The sequence below is a fragment of the Streptomyces sp. NPDC018263 genome (genome assembly GCF_055562575.1).
Map to the genome: position 1 here is coordinate 633,489 of NZ_JBVHFA010000003.1, position 21,055 is coordinate 654,543.

Sequence of the window (21,055 nt, forward strand, 5' to 3'; positions counted from 1 at the left end):
CCTCCTAGAGCGCGACGTACGGTGAGTGGGCGAGGCGCAGACCAGTGCCCGCCGCCTGCGCCTTGGCGATCCCGTTGGTCGACCGGGTGACGGTGAACTTCTGCAGGTTGAGCAGCGCGAAGTCGTCGTAACTGGCAGTGACGGGCAGCGAGTTGGTGTTGGCGGAGTCGAGGATCGACCGGGCCCCGATGGACCCGGCGGCCGTCAGCGCGGTGTCCGTGGCGATCACATGCCACGTGCTGGCCGGCTCCGGGTCCGACGCCCGCCACGCTCGCGCCCGCAGGGCAGAGCCCTGTACCTGGAACCTCACGCGGTACAAGGTGTTGGCGATGTGGGTGATCCCGAGCGTTGCCGACGCGAGGTCGGTCTGCGTGGTGGCCCGCTTCTGCAGCACCAGCCTGATGCTCTGGTCGGCGCCGAACGCGAGCCGTGCGTAGTAGTGGTTGTTCGCGTCCACGTATCGGGCGACCAGGCCCACGTACTGCGGGCCGCCTGCCGCGAGTGCGCTGGTCGACACGCTCACCACCAGGTCCACGTCAGCCGCCGGCGCCGGGATGAGGCAGAACCTGTTCGTGTTGATGTTGGTCTGCGAGATCCGGCCCACACCCGAGGAGACGCTGAAGTCGCCGGCGCTGCCGCCTACCGCTGCCCACGCCTCGCCCGAGTCGGCCGCCCCCCATCCATTGCTCGCCGTGCGCCCGAAGGAGTCGGTGACGGCGGGCGCGATGGCGGTGACCCGCATCCGCTCGCCGCCCACCTCGACCTCGAACGGGAAGTCGGCGGGATAGGCGGCGGAGGTGATCCAGGGCAGGCCGCTGGTGGTGGCGACGGTCAGGGCGGTGGCGCTGGCCGTGACGGCCGTAGCGAGGCTGGAGCCGTCGGTGTCCACGCGGGTCGGTGCCCGGTGGAAGGCGAGGTCATCGATGTGTGCGCAGTCCTCGCCGACCGCACCGGAGTTGTCCTTGGCGTAGCGGAAGGTCACGGCGCTGGCGCCGGTCACGTCGATGGTGGCGTACGTCCAGCCGACGGTGCCCTGCGCGCGCAGCGCCTGGACGCCGTCGACCAGGGCCAGGAGCCGGTCGCCCTCGAAGCCGGGCCCGGAGGGTTCGCTGCTGACCCAGTACCAGAACGAGCAGACGGTCGCGCCGGGCGGCACGGTGGCGGTGGCGTCGGAGGTCTGGTTGTTGCCGATCGTGCCGGAGCGCAGCGACCAGGTCCCGTTCTGGTAGTGGGCCTGGCTGCGAGCCCAGGGCTGGTTGCCGCCGGCGGTGAGGGGGATGTCGTAGGCGGTGTCCTCGAAGTCCTCGACCAGGGTGGTCTCGGCGACGGTCCACGGGCTGGCCGGCGCGCAGTTGAGGGAGAGGTTCCAGTGGTTGGGATGCCCGATGGTCTCGGCGTATCCCTGCATGATGAGGTCGATCGGGCCGGGCGGCAGCCACGGCGGGGGGTTGAGGATCCGGATGCGGTCGCCGGAGTCGAGCGCGGTGAGCTTGTCGGCCAGGGACGGGGCGGCGGCCAGGTCGATGTTGACGACCGGGTAGCGGGCCTCGTCCACGGTGCGCAGCCGCAGCCGCCACCCGGCCTGCTGCGTGGTCTGCTCGTCGTTGTACAGGTTGAGCGTGACCGCCTCGTCGTACACGCCGACCCCGCCTGGCGGGGCCTGTGTCGACAGGGTGCCGGTGTCCAGGGTGACGCGTGCGGACGACCCTCCCTCGCGGGTGACGGTGATGTCGTTGCGGACGGCCTGGTCGTCGTCCAGGGGCTCCAGCGGCGGGGCGACGTGGCCCGGCGCGGTGTAGTCCAGGACCAGCGCAGGGGTCTGGTTGTACATGGACGCGCGGTCGCGGTAGACGAGCCCGAGCCGGTCGCGGCGCTCGTAGAGGATCCCGCCGTCGACGTCGGCGGCCTCTTCCAGCAGGTTCAGCATGGTGTCCGGTCGCTGCGAGCCGAGGGGTTCCTCGGTGTTGAGCTGGCCGTAGACGGCGACGGGGATGCCCTCTTCGCCGGAGAGGCGGATCATGCGGTTGCCGGCGGTCTCGGCAAGGAACCCGTCGTCGGCGCGGTCGACGGTCGAGACGCTGGCGGCGGTCGGCCCCGTGCCGCCGGTGTCCCAGGCTGCCAGGTGCCCGATGGCCATGCCCTGGAAGGCGGCGGCCCACGTGTTCCGGATGCCGGTGAGGGTGCCGGGCGTGCCCGTGTAGCTGGTGTAGCAGTAGCGCCAGAGGTTGGTGATGACGTCCCGCCAGCCGATGGTGACGTTGCTCGTGGATCCGGAGGTCGAGGAGAAGATCTGCAGCCGGTTCCACACGCCGGCGAATGCGGCCGTGGCCGGTACGTCGGTGCCAAGGAACTGGGCGACCACGTTGCCGTCCCCGTCCAGGCACTGCACCCGGACTCCGTTGGCAGAGACCCGGCACAGGACCTGGGTGACACCTCCGCTGCTCGGTGCGAGGTTCAGGGTGAGCATGGTCTGCTCGGAGGCCGGCAGCGTCGGCAGCCGGTACACCATCTCCACGTGCCAGCCGCCCGGCTTGGCGCCGGTCACCCGGCCGTCCACGGACGCCGAGGATCCCAGTGAGGGCAGCGGGCTGGAGCCGGGCGGGTAGTCGTCGCCTCCGAAGGTCAGCCCCGCAACGCGCAGGGACAGCCCGCCGCTGATGCCCGAGGCCGCCTGGCTGGAGGAGGCGCCATCCTCCATCGGCCAGTACACGAGCGGGGCCCCGGAGGGCACACGGCGGCGCAGCGTGGACTGCAGGGGTTTGGCGCCCTGGCCGTAGCGGCGCAGCACCCCGGACGCCTCGATGGGCACCCGGACGTCCTTGCCGGAGACGTCCCAGCGCGGCGGCCAGCTCGACACCTCGCCGGTGAAGCGGACCCGCCGGTTGGAGATCACCGCGGTCCCGTTCACGGTCCAGGCGCGGCCGGCGCTGTCGGTGAAGCCGGAGGTGCCGGGCGTCTGCGCGGTGAAGTCGGGCGACGCGACCACGGGGCCGTCGATGCCGTTGCGGACCTCGGCCCGGTAGCAGCGGCCCACCACGGGCTGCCGGACCGGTGTGGCGAGGTCGAGCTGCTGCGGCGCGATGGTGAGCGGCGCCGTGCTGACGAACACGGTGCTGGGCGTGCCGATCGTGTAGGCGCCGATCTCGGTCCAGGGGCCGGCCAGGGACGCGGCGGTGTACAGGCGGATGGTGATGCTGCCGGCGCCGTTGTCGACGTCGACGGTTCCCCGGACCGCCGCGTGCGGGGGCAGCGCCGGCAGGACCCTGCCTGCGGAGAAGCCGGTGGTGCCGTCGGTCGAGAAGTGCATCCACAGTTGACCGGTCTGCAGGCGCAGGTGGTAGGACCGGTTCCCGGCCGCCCCCCACTTGCCGATGAGCATCTGCGCGCCTGCGGAGTTCCAGTCGGCTTCCCCCTCCCAGCGCACGTCGAGGTCGCCGGTCAGGTTGAGCGGGGCGGCGCTGGGTGTGGAGGCGTTGTTGGACGCGGTGCCGTCCAGGTCCAGGTACGAGGTGGGACCAGGGACACTGACCCGCAGCGGGGTGTTGCGCCCGATGAGCCCGTACAGCGGGGAACGCGGGTTGCGCGGGCTGTACTTCCCCGAGCGGTTGTTCAGCTCCATCCGGCAGGTGCCGGGATCGGTGCGCGGTGCCTCGTCCGGGCGGCCCCGCTCGATCGTGATCCCGTTCGCGGTGTAGACGTCCGGGGTGATGTCCGTCCACACGCCGCCGATCTGCAGGTCGATACGGGTGTCCAGCGGGGTCTGCGGGAACGCCACGACCGGCCCCCTTCTAGTTGTCGGTGAGGATCTGCACGCGGCCCCGGCCGTCGACCCGGACCATCCGGCGGAACATCCGCTTCATCTCGCCGTCCGCGCCGGTGAAGTCGATCCGGACGCGGACCAGGCCGCCGCTCTGGGCGCCCATCTGCGGGGCCATCCCCGTGGCGGTGAGCGGCCGGGCGGCCGCGTTCTGGTCCGGCTTGACCAGCTCGCTCATCGCGGCGTCGAGCTGGGGCGTGGTCTGGGCCATGCCCCGCACGATGCCGGGCGGGATGAACCGGCCGACGGTGTCCGCCATCAGCCGGGACGGGCTCTTGATGCCGAGTGCCTTCCTGATGGCCTTCTGCATGCCGCGCGCGATGGTCAGCATCTGCTTCTCGATGGCGGCCTGCTCCTTCTGCAGGCCGCGCACGATGCCCTGGGCTGCCTGGATCCCCGCCCCGTACATCGCGTTCCCGGCGACGTTGCCGGCCTGCCCGGCGGCGGTGACGAGCTTGCCCTGGGTGGCGTTGATCTGCGAGATGGTCCGCTTGTCCGCGAGGGCCAGGGCGGTGGCCGCGGAGGACCCCTGCTCGACCCCGGCCTGGGCGATCTGCGCGATGAGGTCCTTGTTGACGCCCTTCTTCTGCAGCGACTGCAGGTTGCGGGCGAACTCCTGGGCGCGGGCGACCTTGTCCTGGAGGTTGGCCAGGATGGTGCTGCCGGTGACCGGACCGTCGCCCGTGTTCTGCGTGATGTTCGCGGAGTCGAGGACGCCCTTCTTGACGTCCCCGGCGAGCTTGTCCCGCTGCTTGATCATGTCGGCCAGGCTCTTGTTCGTCGCCTTCAGCCTGTTCGCCACGGCGGTCTCGCGGTTGGCCAGGGCCAGCAGCTTGCTCGTCCCGGTGTGGATGGTGTTGAGGGCCCGCGTCTTCTTGGCGCCGCGCCGCATCGAGTCGGCCACGATGTCCGCGACTTTGGTGGACGCGGCCCGGATCTGCTTCGAGGACCCCGTCAGACCGTCGATCAGACCGCGCGCGATCCACCGGCCCTGAGCCGTCGTCACCTTGGAGGGCGACGCGATCCCGAGGGCCTTGGCGATCGGTCCGGGGATGACGGACCGGGCCCAGCCCATGATCCGGCCACGCAGCCAACCCCCCATGCCGGAGATGCCGTTCCAGAGACCCTGGACGACGTTCCGGCCCTTGGACACGAGCAGGGAGTTCATGCCTGCGATCCCGGCGTTGATCCGGCCTGGCAGTCCGCGCACCCAGGCCACCAGCGCCAGGGCCCGCGCGATGGCCGCCGACGCCATCCGGGAGAAGAACCCGGCGACCATGCCGGGCAGCCGTCCCAGCCAGGCGACCGCGGCGAGCACACCCGCGACGGCGGCCTTGACCTTGCCCCACACCCAGTTCCAGGCGATCAGCGTGTACTTCTTGATCAGGTCCCACTTGGCGATGATCAGGACGACCAGCAGGATCACGATGGCGATGACCCAGCCGATCGGGCCCATGGCGATCAGCCACTGGGCGGCCATGATCGCGGCCCACGCCACCGCGCGCAGCGCCATCATCGTGAACTGGACGGCGGCGACCGCGCCCGCCCGCAGGATGCCCAGGATCCACGTGCCGATCGAAAGCAGCGCCGTGCCGGTCCAAGCGGCCGCGGTGATGGCGGCCCACAAACCGGCGCGCAACGCCATCAGCGCGTACTGGGCGACGGCCACAGTGGCGGCCCTCAGAACGGAGAGAATCCAGGTGCCCATCGCGGCGAGCGCGGAACCGGTCCAGGCGCCTGCGGTGGTGGCCGCCGAGACGACCGCGCTGCCAGCGATCCGCGCGTACGCCATCAGGCCGACGGCGTTCATGCGGATCCAGCCGCCGATGACACCCCAGGTGGAGGCGGTCATCAGAGCGTGCGCCCCGCTCACGATGGCGGACACGGCGGCGTAGGCGGCCATGGCCCCGCGCACCACCATCACGGTGGCGGCCAGCCCGGTCAGTGTGTAGAGCAGCGGGGTGAACACGGCCTCGTTGTCCATGGCGAACTGGACGAACTTGCCGCCCACTTCGGTCGTGACGGACAACGCCTTGCGCTTGAACTCCTCCAGCGCGGTGGCGCCGTTGTTGCGCAGGGTGTCCCCGCTGCGCTTGGCCGCGCCGCCGAAGCCGTCCATGCTGCCGGACGCGCCCTTGAGCGAGCTGAGGAAGGCGGGGATGTCCTTGACGTTCAGGTCCTCCAACGGGGTCCCGAACAAGGCGATGGCGGCCTGGGCCTGTGTGCTGGGGTCCTTGATGCCCAGCAGCCCGCTGATGATCTTCTGGGTGGCGCCCTGTGCCCGCGAGCCGCCGGCCAGGATGTCGTTCGACATGGTGCGGGCGTCCAGCCCGACCGCCTTGTAGGCGGCCTGCGACGAGGTCGACATGTCGGTGGAGCGGATCGTGAATTCCTTGATCGCGTCTCCGGCCTTGTCGATGCCGAACATGCCCTTCTTGCTGGCGTCGACCAGCATGGAGAACGCCTGCTCGCCGGAGTAGCCCAGGGTGTTGAAGAACTGGGAGTACTCGTCGGACGCGTCCAGGACGTCCTCGCGCAGTTGCGCGGGCACCTTCTGCGAGGCGGCCGTGATCAGGTCGAATGCCTGCTGCGAGTTCTTCGCCAGCCCGGAGTTGATGAGGGTCCCCGCGCTCTGCACCGCCCGGTCGACCTCGATGTCGAAGGTCTTGGCGAAGTTCAGCGCGGCCTGCGTCGCCGTCTGCAGGTCGGCGCTGGAGGCGCTCGACATGCCCCGGATGGAGGACATCACCGAGCCGACCGCGCTGTTGACCTGCTCCATCGAGTCGCCGTACGCGTGGGCGTAGAGCTGGCCGGCCAGCTTGCCGATCCGGCCGGACTCGGCCTCGGTCAGACCGAGCTGGGCGGCCAGCTTGGACTGAGCCTCCTGGACGCTGAAGGACTGGACGATGCCGGCGCCGAGTGCGGCGCCGACACCGGCGGAGATCCCGGCGGCCGCGCTGGAGAACCGCTCCTTCACCTGGTCCAGCGTCTGCCCGGTGCGGTCGCGGGCCACCAGGTTGAAGACGAGCGAGGTATCGCTCACGCCGCCCACCCCCCTGTTTACGGGGGGCGTCGGCTAGCCCCGGTCGATTCTGTCTCTGGCCTTGCGCTGGGCGTCCTCGTAGGCGTCCAGCCAGTCGAGTAGCAGGTCGGTCTCCTCGGCGGTGCAGGAGTCCCAGTCGCGGGGGTGCATGCCGAGGAGGTGGGCCGCGTCGCCGAGGCGGCTCAGTCGGCGATCGGCGGCAGGGCTTTTCCCTCGTCCTCCGGGTCGTCGTACGCATCGGCGATCTCCGCCTCCAGCTTGTCCAGGACGGCCGCGCGCTCGTCGCCGGTGAAGTTCTCGGCGATGCCCTCGCGCATCTGGATCAGCTCGGCCTTGGTGTACTCCAGCTTCAGCTCGTCCCAGGCGAAGTCGACGTCGTCCCACTTCACGCCGGGGTGCTCGCGCTTGAGGAAGGTGAACAGCAGCGCCCGCCGGCACAGGCTGCTGCCCTGGACGACGTCCTTGGTGAACTCCGACCAGGTCCGGCTCGTACGGCGCTCGATGGACTCCCGCTCAGCCGACATGATCTTGCGCGGGTTGTAGCGCCAGCGCTGCGGCTCCTCGGAGCCCTCCGGGCTGTAGACCAGGTACATCGTTCTCCCTATCCGGCCCGGTCGGCGATGCGCCGGGCCATGTTCTCCATGGCCGCCTCGACAGCGGCCTTGTAGTGGCCCTCGCGTCCGGCGAAGGCGTGGTCGAACCAGTCGCTCTTTCCGTGCTGCTCGATCCAGACCTCGCGGTTGCCCCACACCGGGTGCCGCCAGCCGCCCGCCCGGTTCGTGCGCTTGGGCGCGTTGGGGAAGCCGCGGACGTTCTTCGTCTTGAACGCCTTGACGCGAGCGCCGGACCAGCGGCCGCCGAGCTTCACCTCGGGGCGGATACGGCGGGCGATGGAGGAGCGCAGGGCGGGCGCGGTGGGCAGGCCGGCCGACGACATCGCCATGATGCCGCTCTTGGCGTCGGCGGCTGCGGGCTTGAGGACGTCGCGCAGGTTCCGCGCGAGCTCCTTGCGCAACTGCTTGCCGTCGGCCTCGCGGCGGATCGCGGCGACCAGCGCGGCGAGTCCCTCGTGGGTTTCGACGCCGAGCTGGAACGGCGGCCCGTCCACCATCAGGCGGTGGCGCGAGTCACGACGCCGGAGGTAGGGAAGGTCAGGCCGACGGTGGCCTCGTCACCCACGCTGCCCTCGATGGGGTTCCAGCCCTTGATGAGGATGTTCCCGGTGAACTTGGGGTTGGTGGGGCTGGCGACCCCCTGGTCGGGGCGCACCTCGAACGGGACGACCTGGCCGAGGAGCGGCCACATGATCGAGTCGAGCTGGGAGGCGGCGAAGTCCTGGAGGAAGTCGCAGGCCAGCTCGCCGGACTTGAGACCACCGAGGACCTCCTTCCACCCGGCGGAGGCGAAGGTCGTGACGTCCTTGTCCTCGACCTCCACGCTGACTTCGGCCTTCTTGGTGTAGCTGCCCAGCGGGGTTCCGTTGATGGACAGGTACTGCGCGAGAAGCACCATCTTGGGCATGGGGTTCCCCTTCCAGGGCGTGGTGACGGCCCTGGTACGGGCCGGGCGGAGACGAGCAGGGTGCGGCGGTTACTGGATGCCGAGCGTGGCGACGAACAGGAAGCTGGGCGTGGTCCCGGAGATCGTCCAGGCGATCCGCCACCAGGAGTCGGTGACGGCCGCGCCGGCGGTGCGCAGGATCTGCCCGCCCGGAGCAGACGCCGCATTGAACGTCAGCCGGGTGGTGGGCGCGGCGAAGGCGTTGTCCGGGCTGGACTCGACCCGGGCGGTCAGGCTCGGTGTCGTGCCGGACGCGGACAGGATGTGCAGCGCGGCGTGCAGGCGGCGGTTGGCGGCGACGGCCCCGAGCTGGAGGCCGGTGCCCGTGCCGGTCGCGGTGCGGGCGACGCCCGGCGGGTGAGCGAACTGCCCGCGCACCAGCGGCCAGGCGGACTTGGCGGTGCCCGACCAGGGGGCGATCTCGCCGACCTCGTCGCCCAGCTTGTAGTCCGAGCGCAGCGCAGACGTGAAGTAGGCCAGGTCGCCGACGGCGGCGCCGTTGTTGGCGCTGACCGACCAGGGGCCGACACCGCCGAGCGTGGCCCAGGACGCGTCATCGACGCGGGTCGGGTCGCCCGCCTCCCACTGGCCCTCGGCGGAGATCTCGGCGGAGGCCAGCCCGCCGAGGACCTCCTTCCACCCCTGGCTGGCGTAGTTGGTGGCGTCCTTGTCCTCGACCTCCGAGGACAGTTCGACCTTGTTGCTCTGGCTGGTCAGGTCCACACCGACCGCGAACGTTCTGACGTTGGTCAGGATCGTCTTGCCCACGTCACCCCTCCCTGTCCGGCCCGGCGCTCCTGCGGCGCCGGGCGCGCGGCTCCGGCACCTCGGCCACCGGTGTCGCGTGCTCCGGGTCCGGCTCGGGCTCCGGCTCCTCCTCGTCGCCCACTTCCTCGGCGATGCCGGAGGCGACAAAGTGGGCGCCGTCGGCCGTCGGCACGTCAGCGATCTCGCCCTGGGCGGGCCAGGGTTCGCCGTTGCGTGCCGCCCCCTCGGGCATGGCGACCAGCATGCGAATCCTCATCAACTGCTCCCCTCTCCGATGACCTTGATGGACAGCTCGGCGCCGACGTAGGTCGCGCCGGCGTGCTCGTACCAGCGGTAGCCCTGCACGCGCATCACGTGCAGGTCGTGGGCCAGGCCGCCGAGCGCGTACTCGCCGGGCGCCCCGCGCGCCACCTCGATGACCTGCTTCAGCGAGGCCGGGCCGGAGCCGGACAGCATGCTGTCCAGGAGGCGCTGGGAGGGCCGGTCGTCGGAGCGAGACACCAGCACCCGGCAGGTGAAGGTGAGTTCGTCCAGCCCACGCCCCATGGCCTTGTCGTATTCCTGCTCGTACTCGGCGACGAAGAAGTGCGGGGCGCTGATGGAGTCCGGTACGTAGCCGGTGCAGGTCAGCTTGGCCATGCCGTCGGGGAGGACGACCGCCTGGGCGGCGGCGGCGAGCGCATCGCGCACAGCGGAGATCTGCATGTGCCTGCTCCTCTCAGCCGAAGCCCGGCAGGATGAACGGCTCGATCAGCGCCCACACGTCCGGGTCCCGGCGGCTGAGGTTGCGCACGCCCCACTCAGCCGAGCCGATGATCCCCTCGGGGGAGTCCTTGCGCTTGTACAGGCGCTGGGCCTGGATGAGGGTCGCCTCGGTGATGTCCGCCGGGACCTCCGGCCAGCCCCAGCGGGCGGTGATCCGGACCCGGACCGTGCCCCACATCCCGGACCGCAGCAGGCCAGTGATCGGGCGGCCGTCGGCCAGCGCGTTGTCGGGGTGGGTCTCCCAGTCGTGCATCTGCACCCAGGAGCCGGGCGCCCCGGCCTCCACGACCATGCCGGCGTCGTCGCCGATGTCCTCGACCAGGAGCAGGTCGCCGTCGGGCCTGCACACCACCCGGCCGGCCGTGCGGACCGTACGGGACACGGCGGTGCCGTCCAGCCAGAAGCGGCGGCCGGTGTTGCGCTCGATGTATCGCGACGCTGCCGTGAGGGCGCTGGTCAGGTCCTCGTCCCGGCTGGTGTCCGAGGGCTCGAAGCCGAACCGCCCGCGCAGCGCGGCGAGAGTGCCGTACGTCGCCACCCGGCATCACTGCGCAGGCGAGACGGTGGACGGCGGCGCGGTCGTCTTCTTCGCGGCCGGCTTCTTCGCCGCGCTCTGACCCCCGGGCTCCTGTACCTGGCCGCCCTGGTCGGCGGTCTGCTGCGGCGGCACGGCCGTGCGCCCCTGCGGGCCGTCCTCCTCGCGCGGGTCCGGGTCGTAGCCGTAGTGCCGCAGCGAGGCGTCCACCTGGTCCACACGGTCCTGGTCGCCCGCCGCGACGTACGTGGCGCGCTCCCGCTTCAGCGCGGCGATCATGTTCTCGTCTCGTGCCATGACGTGCTCCTCCTACTCGGGGCGGACCCAGACGGCCGCCCGGTACGTGACGCTCGGCGTGGTGCCAGCGACGGTGGACGTGACGCGGACGTAGCTCTTGCTCACGGCCGCGTAGGCGACGCGGTTGCCCGCGCCAGTCAGTTGGGCGATCCCGCTGCCGGGCACCGCCGTCCAGGTGGTGCCGTCGGCGGACTCCTCCAGCGAGGCGTCCAGCGTGGGCGTGGTCCCGGTCGCGGCGGTGCAGTGCACGGTCAGCAGCACATCGGCCGCCGCGCCCGCCGCGGCGATGGGGCCGCTGGTGTAGGTGCCGGCCGCGCGCGCCGCCGAGGGCAGCGCGGCGTCGGCCATGACGTTCCTGAGCCCCATGGCTCATCCCTCCGGGGTGCTGAGCGGCGGGGGCCCCGACCGGAGTCAGGGCCCCGAGCGGGGGTCAGAACAGCGGCTGGGCCATGCCCGTGCCGCCGACCTTCTGCATGCCGTTGGTGTACCGGCCGAAGGTGTAGGCGAAGTAGGAGTAGGCAACCAGCAGCACGCCCAGCGACGCGGCCTTGGCCTGCTCGGCGCGGATGAACATCGGCGCGTTGCTGTCCTCCCACAGGTGGCACTCGTCCTTGGGGACGACGTACAGCTCGTCCTCGTTGGTGCCCGCGCCCAAGGTCGTCGGGATGTTGTTGTCCACGATGACCTCCAGGCCGCAGGGCAGGACGCCGCGCGGGCCGGAGTTGTACGAGCTGGCGGCGTTCGCCTGACCCGCTGCCTGTACCGGCAGGTTGGACCAGTTGATCATCGGCCAGACGGACGCCATCTGGCTGGACAGCCAGTACCAGCGGCGCGAGTGCATCACCGCGTGGGACGGGCGGCCCATCGCCAGCAGATTCGCCTCCACACCGGCGGCCGCACCGAGGATCTTCGGGTACAGCTCGGCGCCGGTCGGCGAGGCGTCCGTGTAGGCGGTGGCCTGCGCGACCGCCGACAGCCCGGTGACGGCCTGGTTGATCAGGGTGGAGTCCAGCACGGTGGCGACCCGGTTGAACAGGTCCTGCATCGTGACGTCCTCGATGCCCGTGCCGCGGTCGATGGCCTGCCGGGACACGGTCTGCTGGCCGGCCGCGGTCTGCACCGGGACGGTGAGCAGGGTGTCGTCCATGTCCTGCTCGGCCACGGCCGTGTTCTCCGACGCCTGGAGACCGGCACTGGTCGGCGTGGTGATGCGGGAGATGTTCACCGACATCCCGGACTCCGGCAGGTCGTGCCGGTTGCAGGCGTCCGCGAACGGCCGCAGGTTCGCGGTCGCCGGGGCGTACATGTCGGTCAGGTACTGCGGCACCGTCAGGCCGGAGAACGCGCCGGTGCCGACCGCTCGCTGCAGGTACTCGGCCCGCTCCACACGCTCCTCGCGCATGTGCTGCGCCAGGCGGTGAGACGCCTCCACGTCCTGGTACAGGAACTGGCGGGAGACGTCCATGAGGAAGCTCTTGCCGTTCGGGTCCAGGTCCTTGCGGTAGGTCCGCTCCTCCTGCCCGACGCGCGCGACCTGGTCGTACGACGGCTTGCGCTGGGCGGCCGGGGTGGTGCGCTGTTCCTTCTGCTTCGCCTCCCGCTCCTGCTCCTCGACCTTCAGCTTGTTCGTGGTCGCCAGCTTGTTCTCGATGCCGGCGATGTCGGAGCGGGCCTGGTCGCGGGCGGCGAACAGCTCGGCGACGCGCTCGTCTTCCTCGGTGGTGAGGTTGGAGCGGCCGTCCTGCTGCGCCTTGTCCAGGATGAGCTGGACCTCGGCGCCGCACTTCTTCAGCCGCTTCTGCGCGGCCTCCAGCTCGACCTCGATGGAGGCGATCAGGTCGTCGATGGTTCCGGGCATGGGTGTGTCCCTTCGTGCAGATGAGAGGTGGTGGGTGCAGCAACAGCGGGCCACGGCCCACCCGGGTCATCTGCCGGGCGGCACAGGGCGGGGCTTCCGGGCGTCTGCCGGACAGCGCGCTGTGTCTGGGAAGGCTCAGCCCTCGTCGCGGTCGACCAGGAGCTGAGTGCGGAGCATAGAAATCGACCGTCCGGTGCGGGCCGGTGCGGCGGGCTGCGACCGCGTGGGCGCCGGCGTCTGCGCCGCGGGTGCGGTGGACAGGTCGGAGCGCTGGGCGAGGCGGCTGTACGCCTCGCGCGCCACCAGCGCGGGCAGGTTCGGGATCAGGTCGAGGAACTCGCCGGAGCGGGCGGCGACGGTGGTGTGGGGGTTCGCGCCGTAGGTGACGGGGCCGACGTCGCCGCGCTCAAGGTCGAACTCCGTGATGCGGTACTCGGTGTAGTCCGGGGACCACTGGCCCGAGGTGATCCGGAACATGAACGACTGCTCGCGCACGTCCTGGTCCTCGATGGCCTGGACGAGGAGCTGCACATCCGACCGCTTCGGGTTCAGCCAGGCGCGCTGCCCGAGGCCGTGGTCGTCGGCCCACAGCTCCAGCCGCGCGTTGCGGGTCGAGGCCATCGGGGTGCCGGCGTGGTTGAACCGGAAGACGACCTCGGGGTCCGCGCCGAGCGTCCTGTCGGCGGCGCCCTGGGCGACGATCTCCGTGTACGGGCCGAACATGTCCCACATCTCGTAGCCCTGCTCGAAGGCGCTGGCGTAGCCCTCGACCTGGTACCAGTCCATGCCGTCGTCGCGCTGCACCTTCTTCGCGCGAAGCTGGGAGGTGAACCGGATCTCGGGGGACTCGGGCCGGTCGCGGGGTACGGCCATCGCGGTGGAGCCCGCCGCGCCGGCGCGGGCCTGGGCAGCCTGCTGCCGCAGGATCGCCATGCTGGTCATGAGGGGGTCCCTCCTGATTGCGGGGTCGCGGTGGTGGGCGCGGGCTGCGTGCCCTTGCCGAAGAGCCGGTCGAACTCGGCCTTTTGGTCCTCGGTCAGTGGCGGCTGGTCGTAGAAGGCGCGGGCCTCCGAGGGGGTGAGCGTCCGGGAGTCGATGCGCGTTTTCAGCACCGACGCCTGGGTCTGCGGGTCCATCGCCAGCAGCGCGTTGCGGTTGAGCTTCACGAACCGCGGCCGGGAGGAGAGGCGGCTCAGCGCCTGCTCGCGCCGGGACACGGCCGGTCCCAAGGACATGACGAGGAACTGCAGGTTGCGCTGCGTCATGTTGGCGTACGTCACCGAGCTGCCCGACACGGCGGCGTCGATGAGGTCGGAGGGGCAGTCGAAGAACCGGGCGATGTCCCCGATGCCGAACTGCTTGGCGGCGATCCAGTCGGCGCCCGCCTGCTCGGCCTGGATCATGTCGTAGTCCCAGTCGTTGCCGGTGACGAACAGATCCCGGCTCATGACCGCGGCCTTGAACCGCTGCTTCGCCCCGTCGGCCTGCTCCGGCGTCAACTGCTTCGCCGTGTTCTTCAGATGCGCCGAGGGGATCGCGCCGTTGCGGAACCAGTCCATGGCGAACTGCTGGATCGACAGGTACTCGCTGATGGACCAGGCGGCGTACGCCACCGGCGACAACCCGACCGGCAGCCCGGCGACGGTGTACTGCTTCTCGTGCCAGACCTCCTCAGGGTCGTACAGGGTGCCCGCGATCCGGTACGTCGTCTTGCCCTTGCGGACCCGGACCGAGACATCGCCGATCGGCGCCAGCTCGATCCGGGCCGGGAAACCCAGGCCGTCCTTCGCGGTGATCAGCCCGACCGTGTTGCCTGCCCGGTCCAGATCGAACTGGCTGGAGTACAGCCACTCCGGCATCTCCACCGCGTCCCCGCCCGGCGTGACCAGGACCGGCGGCTTGGGCAACTCGACCTGGATCCCATTGACCTTGCGGTACAGGTCTACCGGCATGGTGGAGATCAGGTTGGCGCGGAGGCGAAGACAGGCCCACACCGCGGAGTGCCGCAGCGCGGTCTCGTTGGTGACGACCGCGGCCCCGCCCCCCACGCCGGGCCGTGGCGGGATCCCCTGCCCCAGGTCTGGTCCGGTCACCTCGCGTCGGCGGAACAGGCTCACGTCTTACCGCCCTTCGCCGTACGCCCCGCCAGCCAGGACCCGGCCAGCACCACCAGACCGCTCACCGCGAGCGCCGCCCAGCCCAGCCACCGGTACGCCCCCGCGCCCGCGCCGCCCGCGAGCAGCAGCAGCCCGGCGGCATCGAGCACGGTCGTCGTCCGCTCGTGCACGGCCCCTCCTTCAGTAGATCGAGTCGAGAGGGTCGTAGTCCTCCAGGACGTGCGGCCCCCGGATGAGCAGCGCCCACCGGGCGAACACGGCCGCGCACAGCGGGCTGATCTCCGTCAGCGAGTTGGTGCGGTCCAGCGTCCAGGCGTCGCCGTTGCGGCGCGTGCGCGCCCCGTTCACGGCGGCCGTCAGCGGCACCTGGTCCAGGTGCGCGACCGCGCCCTGGTTCAGCGCGTCCGCGAACTGCCCGCACGCCTCGGTGATGTCCCCCGACCGCATCACCGCGAGGTCGCCGCGCTTCGGCTCGTCCTTGTCCTCGGGCACGTCGATCCCGGCCGCGATCAGGTCATCGATCAACGACCCGGCCGGGGCGCCGGCGGAAGCGACCGCCACGGCCACCGGGTTCCACAGCTTGTGCAGCTTCGCCACGGCGGGCACCAGCCAGTCCGTACCGGGCCGGTGCGCCACAACCTCCAGGTGCACCGTGCCGTCGGGGCGCAGCGAGGCCGCGGCGATCGCGGCCCGCTTCCGGTCCTGCGACACGTCCAGTGCCAGCGCGACACTCGACGGCTCCGGCCTGCTGGCCGCGTCGACCAGGCCCGGCCACGCCGCCTTCGGGATGTTCGGGTCCGAGGGCGGAGTGGGCCGCCGGGTGCGGTTCAGGTAGGCCCGGTCGAACTCGGCCGGGTCCATCTTCTCCAGCTCGGCCGCGATGACCTCCTCGGTCACCGTGAAGCCGAGCGCGGGAAGCGTCGCCCGCCACGTCGCCGGGTCCGCCCGGTCCATGTCCTCGGGGGCGTACCACTCGAAGTAGCAGGCTCGCGGCCGGGCCGCCGCAGCGTCCTCGGCGAGCGCCTTGAACAGGGCCTCGATCAGCGCGCGGCCCTTCTCACGCTTCTTGTTCAGCCAGACCGACTTGGTGGTGCCGCCAGCCGACGCCCACCACAGTTGGGCCATGGCCCGGGTCAGCATCGCCGGGGAGAACGCCTGCTCCAACCGGTCATCCTCGTGCGCGAACGCCTCATCGATGAACCCGAGGTCCAGCGGCGGCCCGTGGCCTGCCTTCTCCGTGTTCGCCGTGATGCCCATCCGGCTGCGCTTGCCGGGAAACAGGATCGCCTCGTTGCCGTTGCTCTTCCTGATCCGGGCGTACTTGGCCAGGTCGGAGCTGGAGATCTTCTCCCAGAACTCGTCCTCCCAGCGCTGCCGGGCCATGCCCCGGGTCTGGGCCGCGTAGACGATGTTCTGCCGCGGCCAGGCCATCGCCCGGTGCACCTGGGCGCCCAGGGTCAGCTCGGTCTTGCCCTGCTGCCGGGAGACGGACAGGCCGACCTCGCGGTGCGCGAACCGGCCGGTGGCGGGGTCCAGTTCCAGGGCGACGTCGCTGACGTACTTCTGCCAGGGCATCGGCGGGGCGCCGAGCTTGGTCATGACCTTCCACAGCTTCGGCCCGAGCGACGGCCGGTCGGGGTGCCGTGGCGTTCCCCAGCGCGGTGGGCAGGTCAGGCCGTAGCGCTCGTACAGGTCCTCGGCGAACTCACTCGGGGGAGCCCAGGTCTCCGAGGTCGTCGTCATCGTCAGCGGCCCGCCCCTCCAGCAACTGGGCGAGCGTCTGCCGCAGCTCGCGGTTCAACTGGGGGAGCAGCTTGTCGTCCTGGTCCACGGGCTCGCCGCACGTCTGGCACTCGGCTGAGGCGGCGCCGTCGATCCGGCGGGCCAGCGTGAACGCCATCTCGGACAGGGACGGCTCGATGCCGGCGAGGTCGCCGAGCTGCTCGACGTCGTCCCGGACAGCTTGCTCGACGGGGCCCACGGCCGCCCCCCTTCCATGATCATCCGGCCGTCATCGGCCCGGGGGGAGAAAAATAAAAGCTGGGCGCGGGGTTGCGGAATGTCCGATTTGTAAAAGACTCGGGCGACCTCAAGGCCGCCCCAAGTCTCTGACCTGCGACTTTGCCTCCGCTTGCGCAACGGTGCAGGTCAGAGCCGTCTCGGCGTGGCGCCGTCGGGCGGGTTCGGTGGCGGCGCCTCATATGCCTCGGCGCGCGGGAATCTGCCCCTGCCGATGGATGCCCACAGGGCTCTGACCTGCGGTTTTGTGCAGTTACTCGCAAACGTGCAGGTCGGAGGCGTGCGCCCCCGCCGGGCACTGGGGGTGGCACGCGCACCGGCCCTGACCGCCGCGCACCGCTCTGACCTGCACGTTTGCAGCGAGATGCGTGTTTGTGCAGGTCAGGGGCTCGCAGGCTCTGGCGGCGGGGCGCGTTTGCCTCCAGCGGGCCACATCCCGGCCCGGCGCGCTAGCCGCCGGGGCCCGCGAACCAGTCGACGCTCGTGCGGAGCTGAAGGAGGTCGGCGAGCGGGCGGTCGCCCTTCTCGCTGTTGCACTTGCGCAGGCACACCGGGCAGCCGGCCACACCGTGGATCGGCGCCATGTTGGCCGGGTCGAGGCGGGCGCCGCCCTTGCTGACCGGGGTGACGTGGTCGATGGCGTCGGCGGCCGCGTGACCACAGACGACGCACACGTCCGTCTCGGCGAGGAGGCGGGCACGCATCTGCCGGTACTCGTAGCTGGTCAGCTCGCTGCGGTCGGTGGCCATTGACACCTCCGAGACGTGGCAGGGCATCGTCTGTGCGGGGTACCTAGCTCCCGCTCCCTGGTTCGCTGTCACCCACCTACCGGCTCCTTCTGCCTCCGGCATGGCGCCAGGCCCCGCGCTATTGCACGACGAAGCCCCGGGGCCTGATGGCCTGCCGGGCCTAGCGGGTCAGCGTCGGCGGAAGACGCAGACGAGCGCCACGCGCTCGCCGCTCAGGGTCTTGCTCTCGGCTGCGGCCATGTTGGACAGCAGCCAGCCCTCGGCTTCGATGGCTTCGATCTGCTCGCCAACGCCCGTCATGGGCGCGGTGGTCTTGCTGCCCGAGTTGGCTTCGATGATCTTGTAGGTCAGGATGCCGCGGCCTGCGGTGTACGCCTTGCGTGCCTCGTCGCCCGCGATGCTGGCCTTGGCGCCGTTGATGAACCCCACGATGGTCCCCCCTTGGAGTGCGGTGATAAGCGGTGCCAGTGTGACGGCAGGGCGTCTGCAAGGGCGAGGGGTGTCGCAGTCCTGTGACACGACGAAGCCCCGACCGGAATCTGGACGGTCGGGGCTTCGTCGTGAGTGTGTGGGCCGTGTGAAGGCACAGTGGTGCGGGGAAAGCGTGACACGTCGCTGACCTGCGGTCAAGCGGCAACGCTACGGCCGCCACTCCTCGCGGTAGTCGGGACGATCTGCGAGGGGCAGGGCGAGGAGGCGCAGGGTCAGACAATTAGACTCGCCCGCCTTCTCGTCCCACGCCTGGGCTGAGGTGCATACCAGGCAGTGGCGCGCCATGTTCGGTCGCCCCTTCGGCCTGTCCGGCCTGTGCACGTCCACGAGCTGCCGCTTGGCGTCGACCTCCCGCAGCACGCGCGCCGGATCGTGGCGGGCGATGTGTTCGCCGCGCCAGGAGCGTGTGCAAGCGACTACGCGCTCCATCGAGTGGTCGACATCCACTCTCCGTGTGCCTTGCTGGCTCTCCTCAAAGGCAGTCCAGCTTTCGCCGGACGCTGCGATCCGCTCATCCTCATCGAGCTGGGCACCCAGCCACTGCACCAAGTCGTCCATGGGGCTCATCGTTCCACCGATCCGAGTCGAGGGTGCGTCAAGCGACGTTGCGTGCGCGCTTCTCGGCGGCAAGGGCGGCGACTTGGTCGGCCGGGTACCAGGGCTGCCGTTCAGTGCCGCCGGATCGGGTGAGCTGGCCGCGCTGGACGGCCTTGCGGACGCCGCCCAGGGTGATGCCGAGGGTGCGGGCGGTCTGGTGGGCGGTGAGGTGGCCGGGCCGGATGATCTCGCTCTCCATGCCCCCATGATGCCCGCAACGCTGTAGTCGGGGTCAGGTGGTGAGGTCGCGGGGCGCCTTGCCCGCCGTGTAGGCGGGGAGGTCGGGGCGGATCTCCCGCAGGCGGTCCTCCGTGTACTCCAGGCGCCTTGTGGAGATGGCGACGAAGCGGGCGCGGCAGGGCTGGTCGCGGGGGTCGGGTGTGCCCCAGCCGGTCGCGATGCGGCGGTGGTGGATGTCCTGGGTGAAGGCGCCATGTCGGCATCGGCTGCACGTCGTGGTGTAGTCATCGACCAGCAGGACGGCGGTGTGCTCGGTGGGCATGGGGTCATCCCTTCGCAGCGGTCTGGTGGGCGGTGAGGTGGCCGGGCCGGATGATCTGCGACTCCATGTCACCCATTGTCGCGGGTGATGGCGGTCTCCACCTGCTTGATCTTGCCGGTGGTGGACAGCTCGGCGCGGAGGACGTTGTCGCCGGGGACACCGGCGTCACGGGCGGCCTTCACGAAGTCGGCCAGCTCGTCCAGCGTGAGGTCCTTGTCGGCGCCGACGGCGCGCAGGGTGGTGGTCACGTGTCGATGATGACGCACGGCGGGCCCCGCCGTCGGGGGAACTTCACGGCGGGGCCCGGTGTCAGTGTGGCAGCGGGGTGTGACAGTCAGCCGTCACGCTTGATGCGGATTGAGCCGCACCGGCCACAGCTCCGGTCCATGCAGGAGTCGTTTCCCGTGCGGCGGCGGTACTCCGAGCAATACTGCGCGGGCCCGAGCTGAGGGATGGTCTCGGCGAGGTCTGCGCAGATCCGGCGAGCCTCGCGCAGACCGTCCTCGGTGGGTTCCGCGAGGAGGCGAAGTGCCTTGTACATCTGCTCGCGGGCAGGCTGGATGTTGGGCCACTTGGCCACGGTCACTTTCCCTTCTTCGCGCCGGGGACAGGCTTGTCCTTCGGCGGGAACCACCCGCCGCGGCTGCCCTGGTACTCCGTCTCGCGCCCCTTCAGGCGGGGGTCGGTGGGCTCGGGGTTCTTCTTCCAGCCGAGTGCCATGATGGCGTCTCCGTCTCGCAGTTGGGATGGGACCGGGGCGGGCGGTCAGCTGGCAGGCGGGCGCCCGCTCCGGGTTACTTGGTCTTGCCGACCGGTTGGTACTGGTGGGCGTCGGCGAGGTCGTAGATGGTCACGCCGGTCTGGTTGCGCACTACACGCACCCCCTCTCGGGGCCCCTCTCCGTCGGCGTTGTCGCTGTTGGCGTTGTCGCCTGACCTGCAACAACAACCACCCTCAGGGGCGTCGGAAGGGGCGGGCGGGATGTCGTCCACGTGTACGCCCGGGCCGTTCCCGTGTGGGGTGCGGACGGGCTTCCATCTCACGCCCGCGTCGTCCAGCAGTCGCTTCACGATCTTCGTGCCGGGGAGCTTCAACTCCCGCTGGAGAGCGGTCAGCAGGACGCCACGGTCGTCGCCGACGAGGCGGCGCAGCGCCGCGGCCACATCCGGCTGCGCAGCCTCGGGCTCGGGCTCGGCGGCGGGGGTGCGGCGCCGGGCGAGCCAGCCGCGCGCCTTCTGCCAGCCGAGGCAGACGAGCACTCCGGCGACGAAGTAAGCGGCGTACGGGGCTGCGGTGACGATGGCGCGCAGGATGAGCAGGGCGACCGCCGTGAGGATCGTCGTCACTACGGCGCCCGCGATCCGGCTGGCCTGCTCTGGGGCCGCTTCTCCCCCGGTTTCCTCGGGCTCCGGGCTCGTCGTCTCGGTGTCCATCACAGGGCCCCGTAGACCTGGGCGCCGAGCCAGTTCGCGGACTGGGCGAGGGGGACGGCGACGAGTCCGGCGACACCGGCCGACATGCCGAGGGTGATGCCGCACCACATGCCGTGCTTGAGGTCCCGGCCGTGGGCGCTCTTCTTGATGGCGGCGAGCATGGCGACGGTGAGGACGAGGACGATGCCGGTGCCGGTCTGGGTGAGCGGCAGGTAGCGGGCGGTTCCGTGCTGACCGGCCTGTCCGCCGACGCCCCAGACGAGGGCGGCGTCGCCGAGCCAGTTGGAGATCCAGAGGGCGGTGTCGGCGATCCAGCCGACGAGGCCGCCGACGCCGAGGACGGCGAGCGCGCCGTAGCACCAGGCGGCGAGGAACGGCAGGAGCGATCCGAGGTGGCGGACGGGGTCGGCTCGCAGGGGCTTGGGGCCGGGCCACCACCGGATCAGGGTGGCGACGAAGATGCAGACGCCGACGGTGACACCGCCGATGGTCACGATGGTCAT

The 21,055-nt window shown here is 70.8% G+C and carries 27 protein-coding genes; all 27 read right to left on the minus strand.

The annotated features are described in order from the left end of the window. Positions 1–4 precede the first annotated feature (4 nt). Entirely contained in the window at positions 5–3,775 is a 3,771-nt protein-coding gene (locus ACZ3HQ_RS12105) for a hypothetical protein (RefSeq protein ID WP_467509856.1), read from the minus strand. A gap of 13 nt (positions 3,776–3,788) precedes the next feature. Beyond that, positions 3,789–6,860 carry a phage tail tape measure protein gene (locus ACZ3HQ_RS12110; RefSeq protein ID WP_467509858.1) on the minus strand — a complete coding sequence of 1,024 codons (3,072 nt, stop codon included), beginning with the start codon at positions 6,858–6,860 and terminating at the stop codon, positions 3,789–3,791. Between the two features lie 182 nt (positions 6,861–7,042). Beyond that, positions 7,043–7,453: a hypothetical protein gene (locus ACZ3HQ_RS12115; protein WP_467509860.1), complete on the minus strand. Its 411-nt coding sequence runs from the start codon at positions 7,451–7,453 to the stop codon at positions 7,043–7,045. An 8-nt stretch (positions 7,454–7,461) separates the two neighbouring features. After that, entirely contained in the window at positions 7,462–7,971 is a 510-nt protein-coding gene (locus tag ACZ3HQ_RS12120) for a hypothetical protein (protein WP_467509862.1), read from the minus strand. After that, positions 7,971–8,381: a phage tail protein gene (locus ACZ3HQ_RS12125; protein ID WP_467509864.1), complete on the minus strand. Its 411-nt coding sequence runs from the start codon at positions 8,379–8,381 to the stop codon at positions 7,971–7,973. Before ACZ3HQ_RS12125 ends, ACZ3HQ_RS12120 begins: the two co-directional genes overlap by 1 nt. Positions 8,382–8,450: 69 nt before the next feature. Next, a complete protein-coding gene (locus ACZ3HQ_RS12130; protein ID WP_467509866.1) occupies positions 8,451–9,188 on the minus strand; it encodes a hypothetical protein in 738 nt (245 codons plus the stop codon). A gap of 1 nt (position 9,189) precedes the next feature. Then, positions 9,190–9,444, minus strand: coding sequence for a hypothetical protein (locus ACZ3HQ_RS12135; RefSeq protein ID WP_467509868.1), 255 nt, complete (start codon positions 9,442–9,444; stop codon positions 9,190–9,192). Further along, positions 9,444–9,893: a hypothetical protein gene (locus ACZ3HQ_RS12140; RefSeq protein ID WP_467509870.1), complete on the minus strand. Its 450-nt coding sequence runs from the start codon at positions 9,891–9,893 to the stop codon at positions 9,444–9,446. The genes ACZ3HQ_RS12135 and ACZ3HQ_RS12140 overlap by 1 nt, the downstream gene beginning before the upstream one ends. A gap of 13 nt (positions 9,894–9,906) precedes the next feature. After that, the gene (locus ACZ3HQ_RS12145; protein ID WP_467509872.1) at positions 9,907–10,491 is read right to left on the minus strand and encodes a phage gp6-like head-tail connector protein; all 585 of its coding nucleotides are present in this window, start codon (positions 10,489–10,491) and stop codon (positions 9,907–9,909) included. A 6-nt stretch (positions 10,492–10,497) separates the two neighbouring features. After that, a complete protein-coding gene (locus ACZ3HQ_RS12150) occupies positions 10,498–10,785 on the minus strand; it encodes a hypothetical protein (RefSeq protein WP_467509874.1) in 288 nt (95 codons plus the stop codon). 12 nt (positions 10,786–10,797) lie between these two features. Continuing rightward, positions 10,798–11,151 (minus strand): hypothetical protein, encoded by a 354-nt coding sequence (locus ACZ3HQ_RS12155; RefSeq protein WP_467509876.1) that lies wholly within the window; start codon positions 11,149–11,151, stop codon positions 10,798–10,800. Positions 11,152–11,215: 64 nt separating this feature from the next. Further along, entirely contained in the window at positions 11,216–12,643 is a 1,428-nt protein-coding gene (locus tag ACZ3HQ_RS12160; RefSeq protein WP_467509878.1) for a phage major capsid protein, read from the minus strand. A 135-nt stretch (positions 12,644–12,778) separates the two neighbouring features. Continuing rightward, positions 12,779–13,585 (minus strand): HK97 family phage prohead protease, encoded by an 807-nt coding sequence (locus ACZ3HQ_RS12165; protein ID WP_467509880.1) that lies wholly within the window; start codon positions 13,583–13,585, stop codon positions 12,779–12,781. Next, positions 13,582–14,691 carry a phage portal protein gene (locus ACZ3HQ_RS12170; RefSeq protein WP_467509882.1) on the minus strand — a complete coding sequence of 370 codons (1,110 nt, stop codon included), beginning with the start codon at positions 14,689–14,691 and terminating at the stop codon, positions 13,582–13,584. The genes ACZ3HQ_RS12165 and ACZ3HQ_RS12170 overlap by 4 nt, the downstream gene beginning before the upstream one ends. 65 nt (positions 14,692–14,756) lie before the next feature. Next, complete coding sequence (locus tag ACZ3HQ_RS12175; RefSeq protein WP_467509884.1) at positions 14,757–14,930, minus strand: hypothetical protein; 174 nt, start codon at positions 14,928–14,930, stop codon at positions 14,757–14,759. A 10-nt stretch (positions 14,931–14,940) separates the two neighbouring features. Further along, positions 14,941–16,503: a terminase large subunit domain-containing protein gene (locus ACZ3HQ_RS12180; protein ID WP_467509886.1), complete on the minus strand. Its 1,563-nt coding sequence runs from the start codon at positions 16,501–16,503 to the stop codon at positions 14,941–14,943. After that, positions 16,466–16,741, minus strand: a complete 276-nt coding sequence (locus tag ACZ3HQ_RS12185) for a hypothetical protein (protein ID WP_467509888.1) — start codon at positions 16,739–16,741, stop codon at positions 16,466–16,468. Before ACZ3HQ_RS12185 ends, ACZ3HQ_RS12180 begins: the two co-directional genes overlap by 38 nt. Before the next feature lie 487 nt (positions 16,742–17,228). Then, positions 17,229–17,528: an HNH endonuclease gene (locus ACZ3HQ_RS12190; RefSeq protein WP_467509890.1), complete on the minus strand. Its 300-nt coding sequence runs from the start codon at positions 17,526–17,528 to the stop codon at positions 17,229–17,231. Positions 17,529–17,696: 168 nt separating this feature from the next. After that, entirely contained in the window at positions 17,697–17,957 is a 261-nt protein-coding gene (locus ACZ3HQ_RS12195; protein WP_467509892.1) for a hypothetical protein, read from the minus strand. A gap of 210 nt (positions 17,958–18,167) precedes the next feature. Then, positions 18,168–18,578 (minus strand): DUF6221 family protein, encoded by a 411-nt coding sequence (locus tag ACZ3HQ_RS12200; RefSeq protein WP_467509894.1) that lies wholly within the window; start codon positions 18,576–18,578, stop codon positions 18,168–18,170. Positions 18,579–18,615: 37 nt separating this feature from the next. Continuing rightward, on the minus strand, positions 18,616–18,816 hold the full coding sequence (locus ACZ3HQ_RS12205) for a hypothetical protein (protein WP_467509896.1): 201 nt from the start codon (positions 18,814–18,816) through the stop codon (positions 18,616–18,618). A 33-nt stretch (positions 18,817–18,849) separates the two neighbouring features. Further along, positions 18,850–19,119 carry a hypothetical protein gene (locus ACZ3HQ_RS12210; RefSeq protein WP_467509898.1) on the minus strand — a complete coding sequence of 90 codons (270 nt, stop codon included), beginning with the start codon at positions 19,117–19,119 and terminating at the stop codon, positions 18,850–18,852. 68 nt (positions 19,120–19,187) lie between these two features. Next, positions 19,188–19,367 carry a hypothetical protein gene (locus ACZ3HQ_RS12215; protein ID WP_467509900.1) on the minus strand — a complete coding sequence of 60 codons (180 nt, stop codon included), beginning with the start codon at positions 19,365–19,367 and terminating at the stop codon, positions 19,188–19,190. Between the two features lie 86 nt (positions 19,368–19,453). Continuing rightward, the gene (locus ACZ3HQ_RS12220; RefSeq protein WP_467509902.1) at positions 19,454–19,705 is read right to left on the minus strand and encodes a hypothetical protein; all 252 of its coding nucleotides are present in this window, start codon (positions 19,703–19,705) and stop codon (positions 19,454–19,456) included. Then, a complete protein-coding gene (locus ACZ3HQ_RS12225) occupies positions 19,702–19,839 on the minus strand; it encodes a hypothetical protein (RefSeq protein WP_467509904.1) in 138 nt (45 codons plus the stop codon). Before ACZ3HQ_RS12225 ends, ACZ3HQ_RS12220 begins: the two co-directional genes overlap by 4 nt. 74 nt (positions 19,840–19,913) lie before the next feature. After that, positions 19,914–20,552 carry a hypothetical protein gene (locus tag ACZ3HQ_RS12230; RefSeq protein WP_467509906.1) on the minus strand — a complete coding sequence of 213 codons (639 nt, stop codon included), beginning with the start codon at positions 20,550–20,552 and terminating at the stop codon, positions 19,914–19,916. Further along, positions 20,552–21,055, minus strand: a complete 504-nt coding sequence (locus ACZ3HQ_RS12235; protein WP_467509908.1) for a hypothetical protein — start codon at positions 21,053–21,055, stop codon at positions 20,552–20,554. The genes ACZ3HQ_RS12230 and ACZ3HQ_RS12235 overlap by 1 nt, the downstream gene beginning before the upstream one ends.

Excerpts from the sequence above, each read along its gene's own strand:
- ACZ3HQ_RS12160 (WP_467509878.1), bottom strand. The coding sequence starts at position 12,643 with ATGCCCGGAACCATCGACGACCTGATCGCCTCCATCGAGGTCGAGCTG.
- ACZ3HQ_RS12120 (WP_467509862.1), bottom strand. The coding sequence starts at position 7,971 with ATGGTGGACGGGCCGCCGTTCCAGCTCGGCGTCGAAACCCACGAGGGA.
- ACZ3HQ_RS12190 (WP_467509890.1), bottom strand. The coding sequence starts at position 17,528 with ATGGCCACCGACCGCAGCGAGCTGACCAGCTACGAGTACCGGCAGATG.
- ACZ3HQ_RS12140 (WP_467509870.1), bottom strand. The coding sequence starts at position 9,893 with ATGCAGATCTCCGCTGTGCGCGATGCGCTCGCCGCCGCCGCCCAGGCG.
- ACZ3HQ_RS12205 (WP_467509896.1), bottom strand. The coding sequence starts at position 18,816 with ATGGAGAGCGAGATCATCCGGCCCGGCCACCTCACCGCCCACCAGACC.
- ACZ3HQ_RS12115 (WP_467509860.1), bottom strand. The coding sequence starts at position 7,453 with ATGTACCTGGTCTACAGCCCGGAGGGCTCCGAGGAGCCGCAGCGCTGG.
- ACZ3HQ_RS12210 (WP_467509898.1), bottom strand. The coding sequence starts at position 19,119 with ATGCCCACCGAGCACACCGCCGTCCTGCTGGTCGATGACTACACCACG.
- ACZ3HQ_RS12235 (WP_467509908.1), bottom strand. The coding sequence starts at position 21,055 with ATGACCATCGTGACCATCGGCGGTGTCACCGTCGGCGTCTGCATCTTC.
- ACZ3HQ_RS12165 (WP_467509880.1), bottom strand. The coding sequence starts at position 13,585 with ATGACCAGCATGGCGATCCTGCGGCAGCAGGCTGCCCAGGCCCGCGCC.
- ACZ3HQ_RS12230 (WP_467509906.1), bottom strand. The coding sequence starts at position 20,552 with ATGGACACCGAGACGACGAGCCCGGAGCCCGAGGAAACCGGGGGAGAA.
- ACZ3HQ_RS12150 (WP_467509874.1), bottom strand. The coding sequence starts at position 10,785 with ATGGCACGAGACGAGAACATGATCGCCGCGCTGAAGCGGGAGCGCGCC.
- ACZ3HQ_RS12225 (WP_467509904.1), bottom strand. The coding sequence starts at position 19,839 with ATGGCACTCGGCTGGAAGAAGAACCCCGAGCCCACCGACCCCCGCCTG.
- ACZ3HQ_RS12135 (WP_467509868.1), bottom strand. The coding sequence starts at position 9,444 with ATGAGGATTCGCATGCTGGTCGCCATGCCCGAGGGGGCGGCACGCAAC.
- ACZ3HQ_RS12155 (WP_467509876.1), bottom strand. The coding sequence starts at position 11,151 with ATGGGGCTCAGGAACGTCATGGCCGACGCCGCGCTGCCCTCGGCGGCG.
- ACZ3HQ_RS12125 (WP_467509864.1), bottom strand. The coding sequence starts at position 8,381 with ATGCCCAAGATGGTGCTTCTCGCGCAGTACCTGTCCATCAACGGAACC.
- ACZ3HQ_RS12200 (WP_467509894.1), bottom strand. The coding sequence starts at position 18,578 with ATGGACGACTTGGTGCAGTGGCTGGGTGCCCAGCTCGATGAGGATGAG.
- ACZ3HQ_RS12180 (WP_467509886.1), bottom strand. The coding sequence starts at position 16,503 with ATGACGACGACCTCGGAGACCTGGGCTCCCCCGAGTGAGTTCGCCGAG.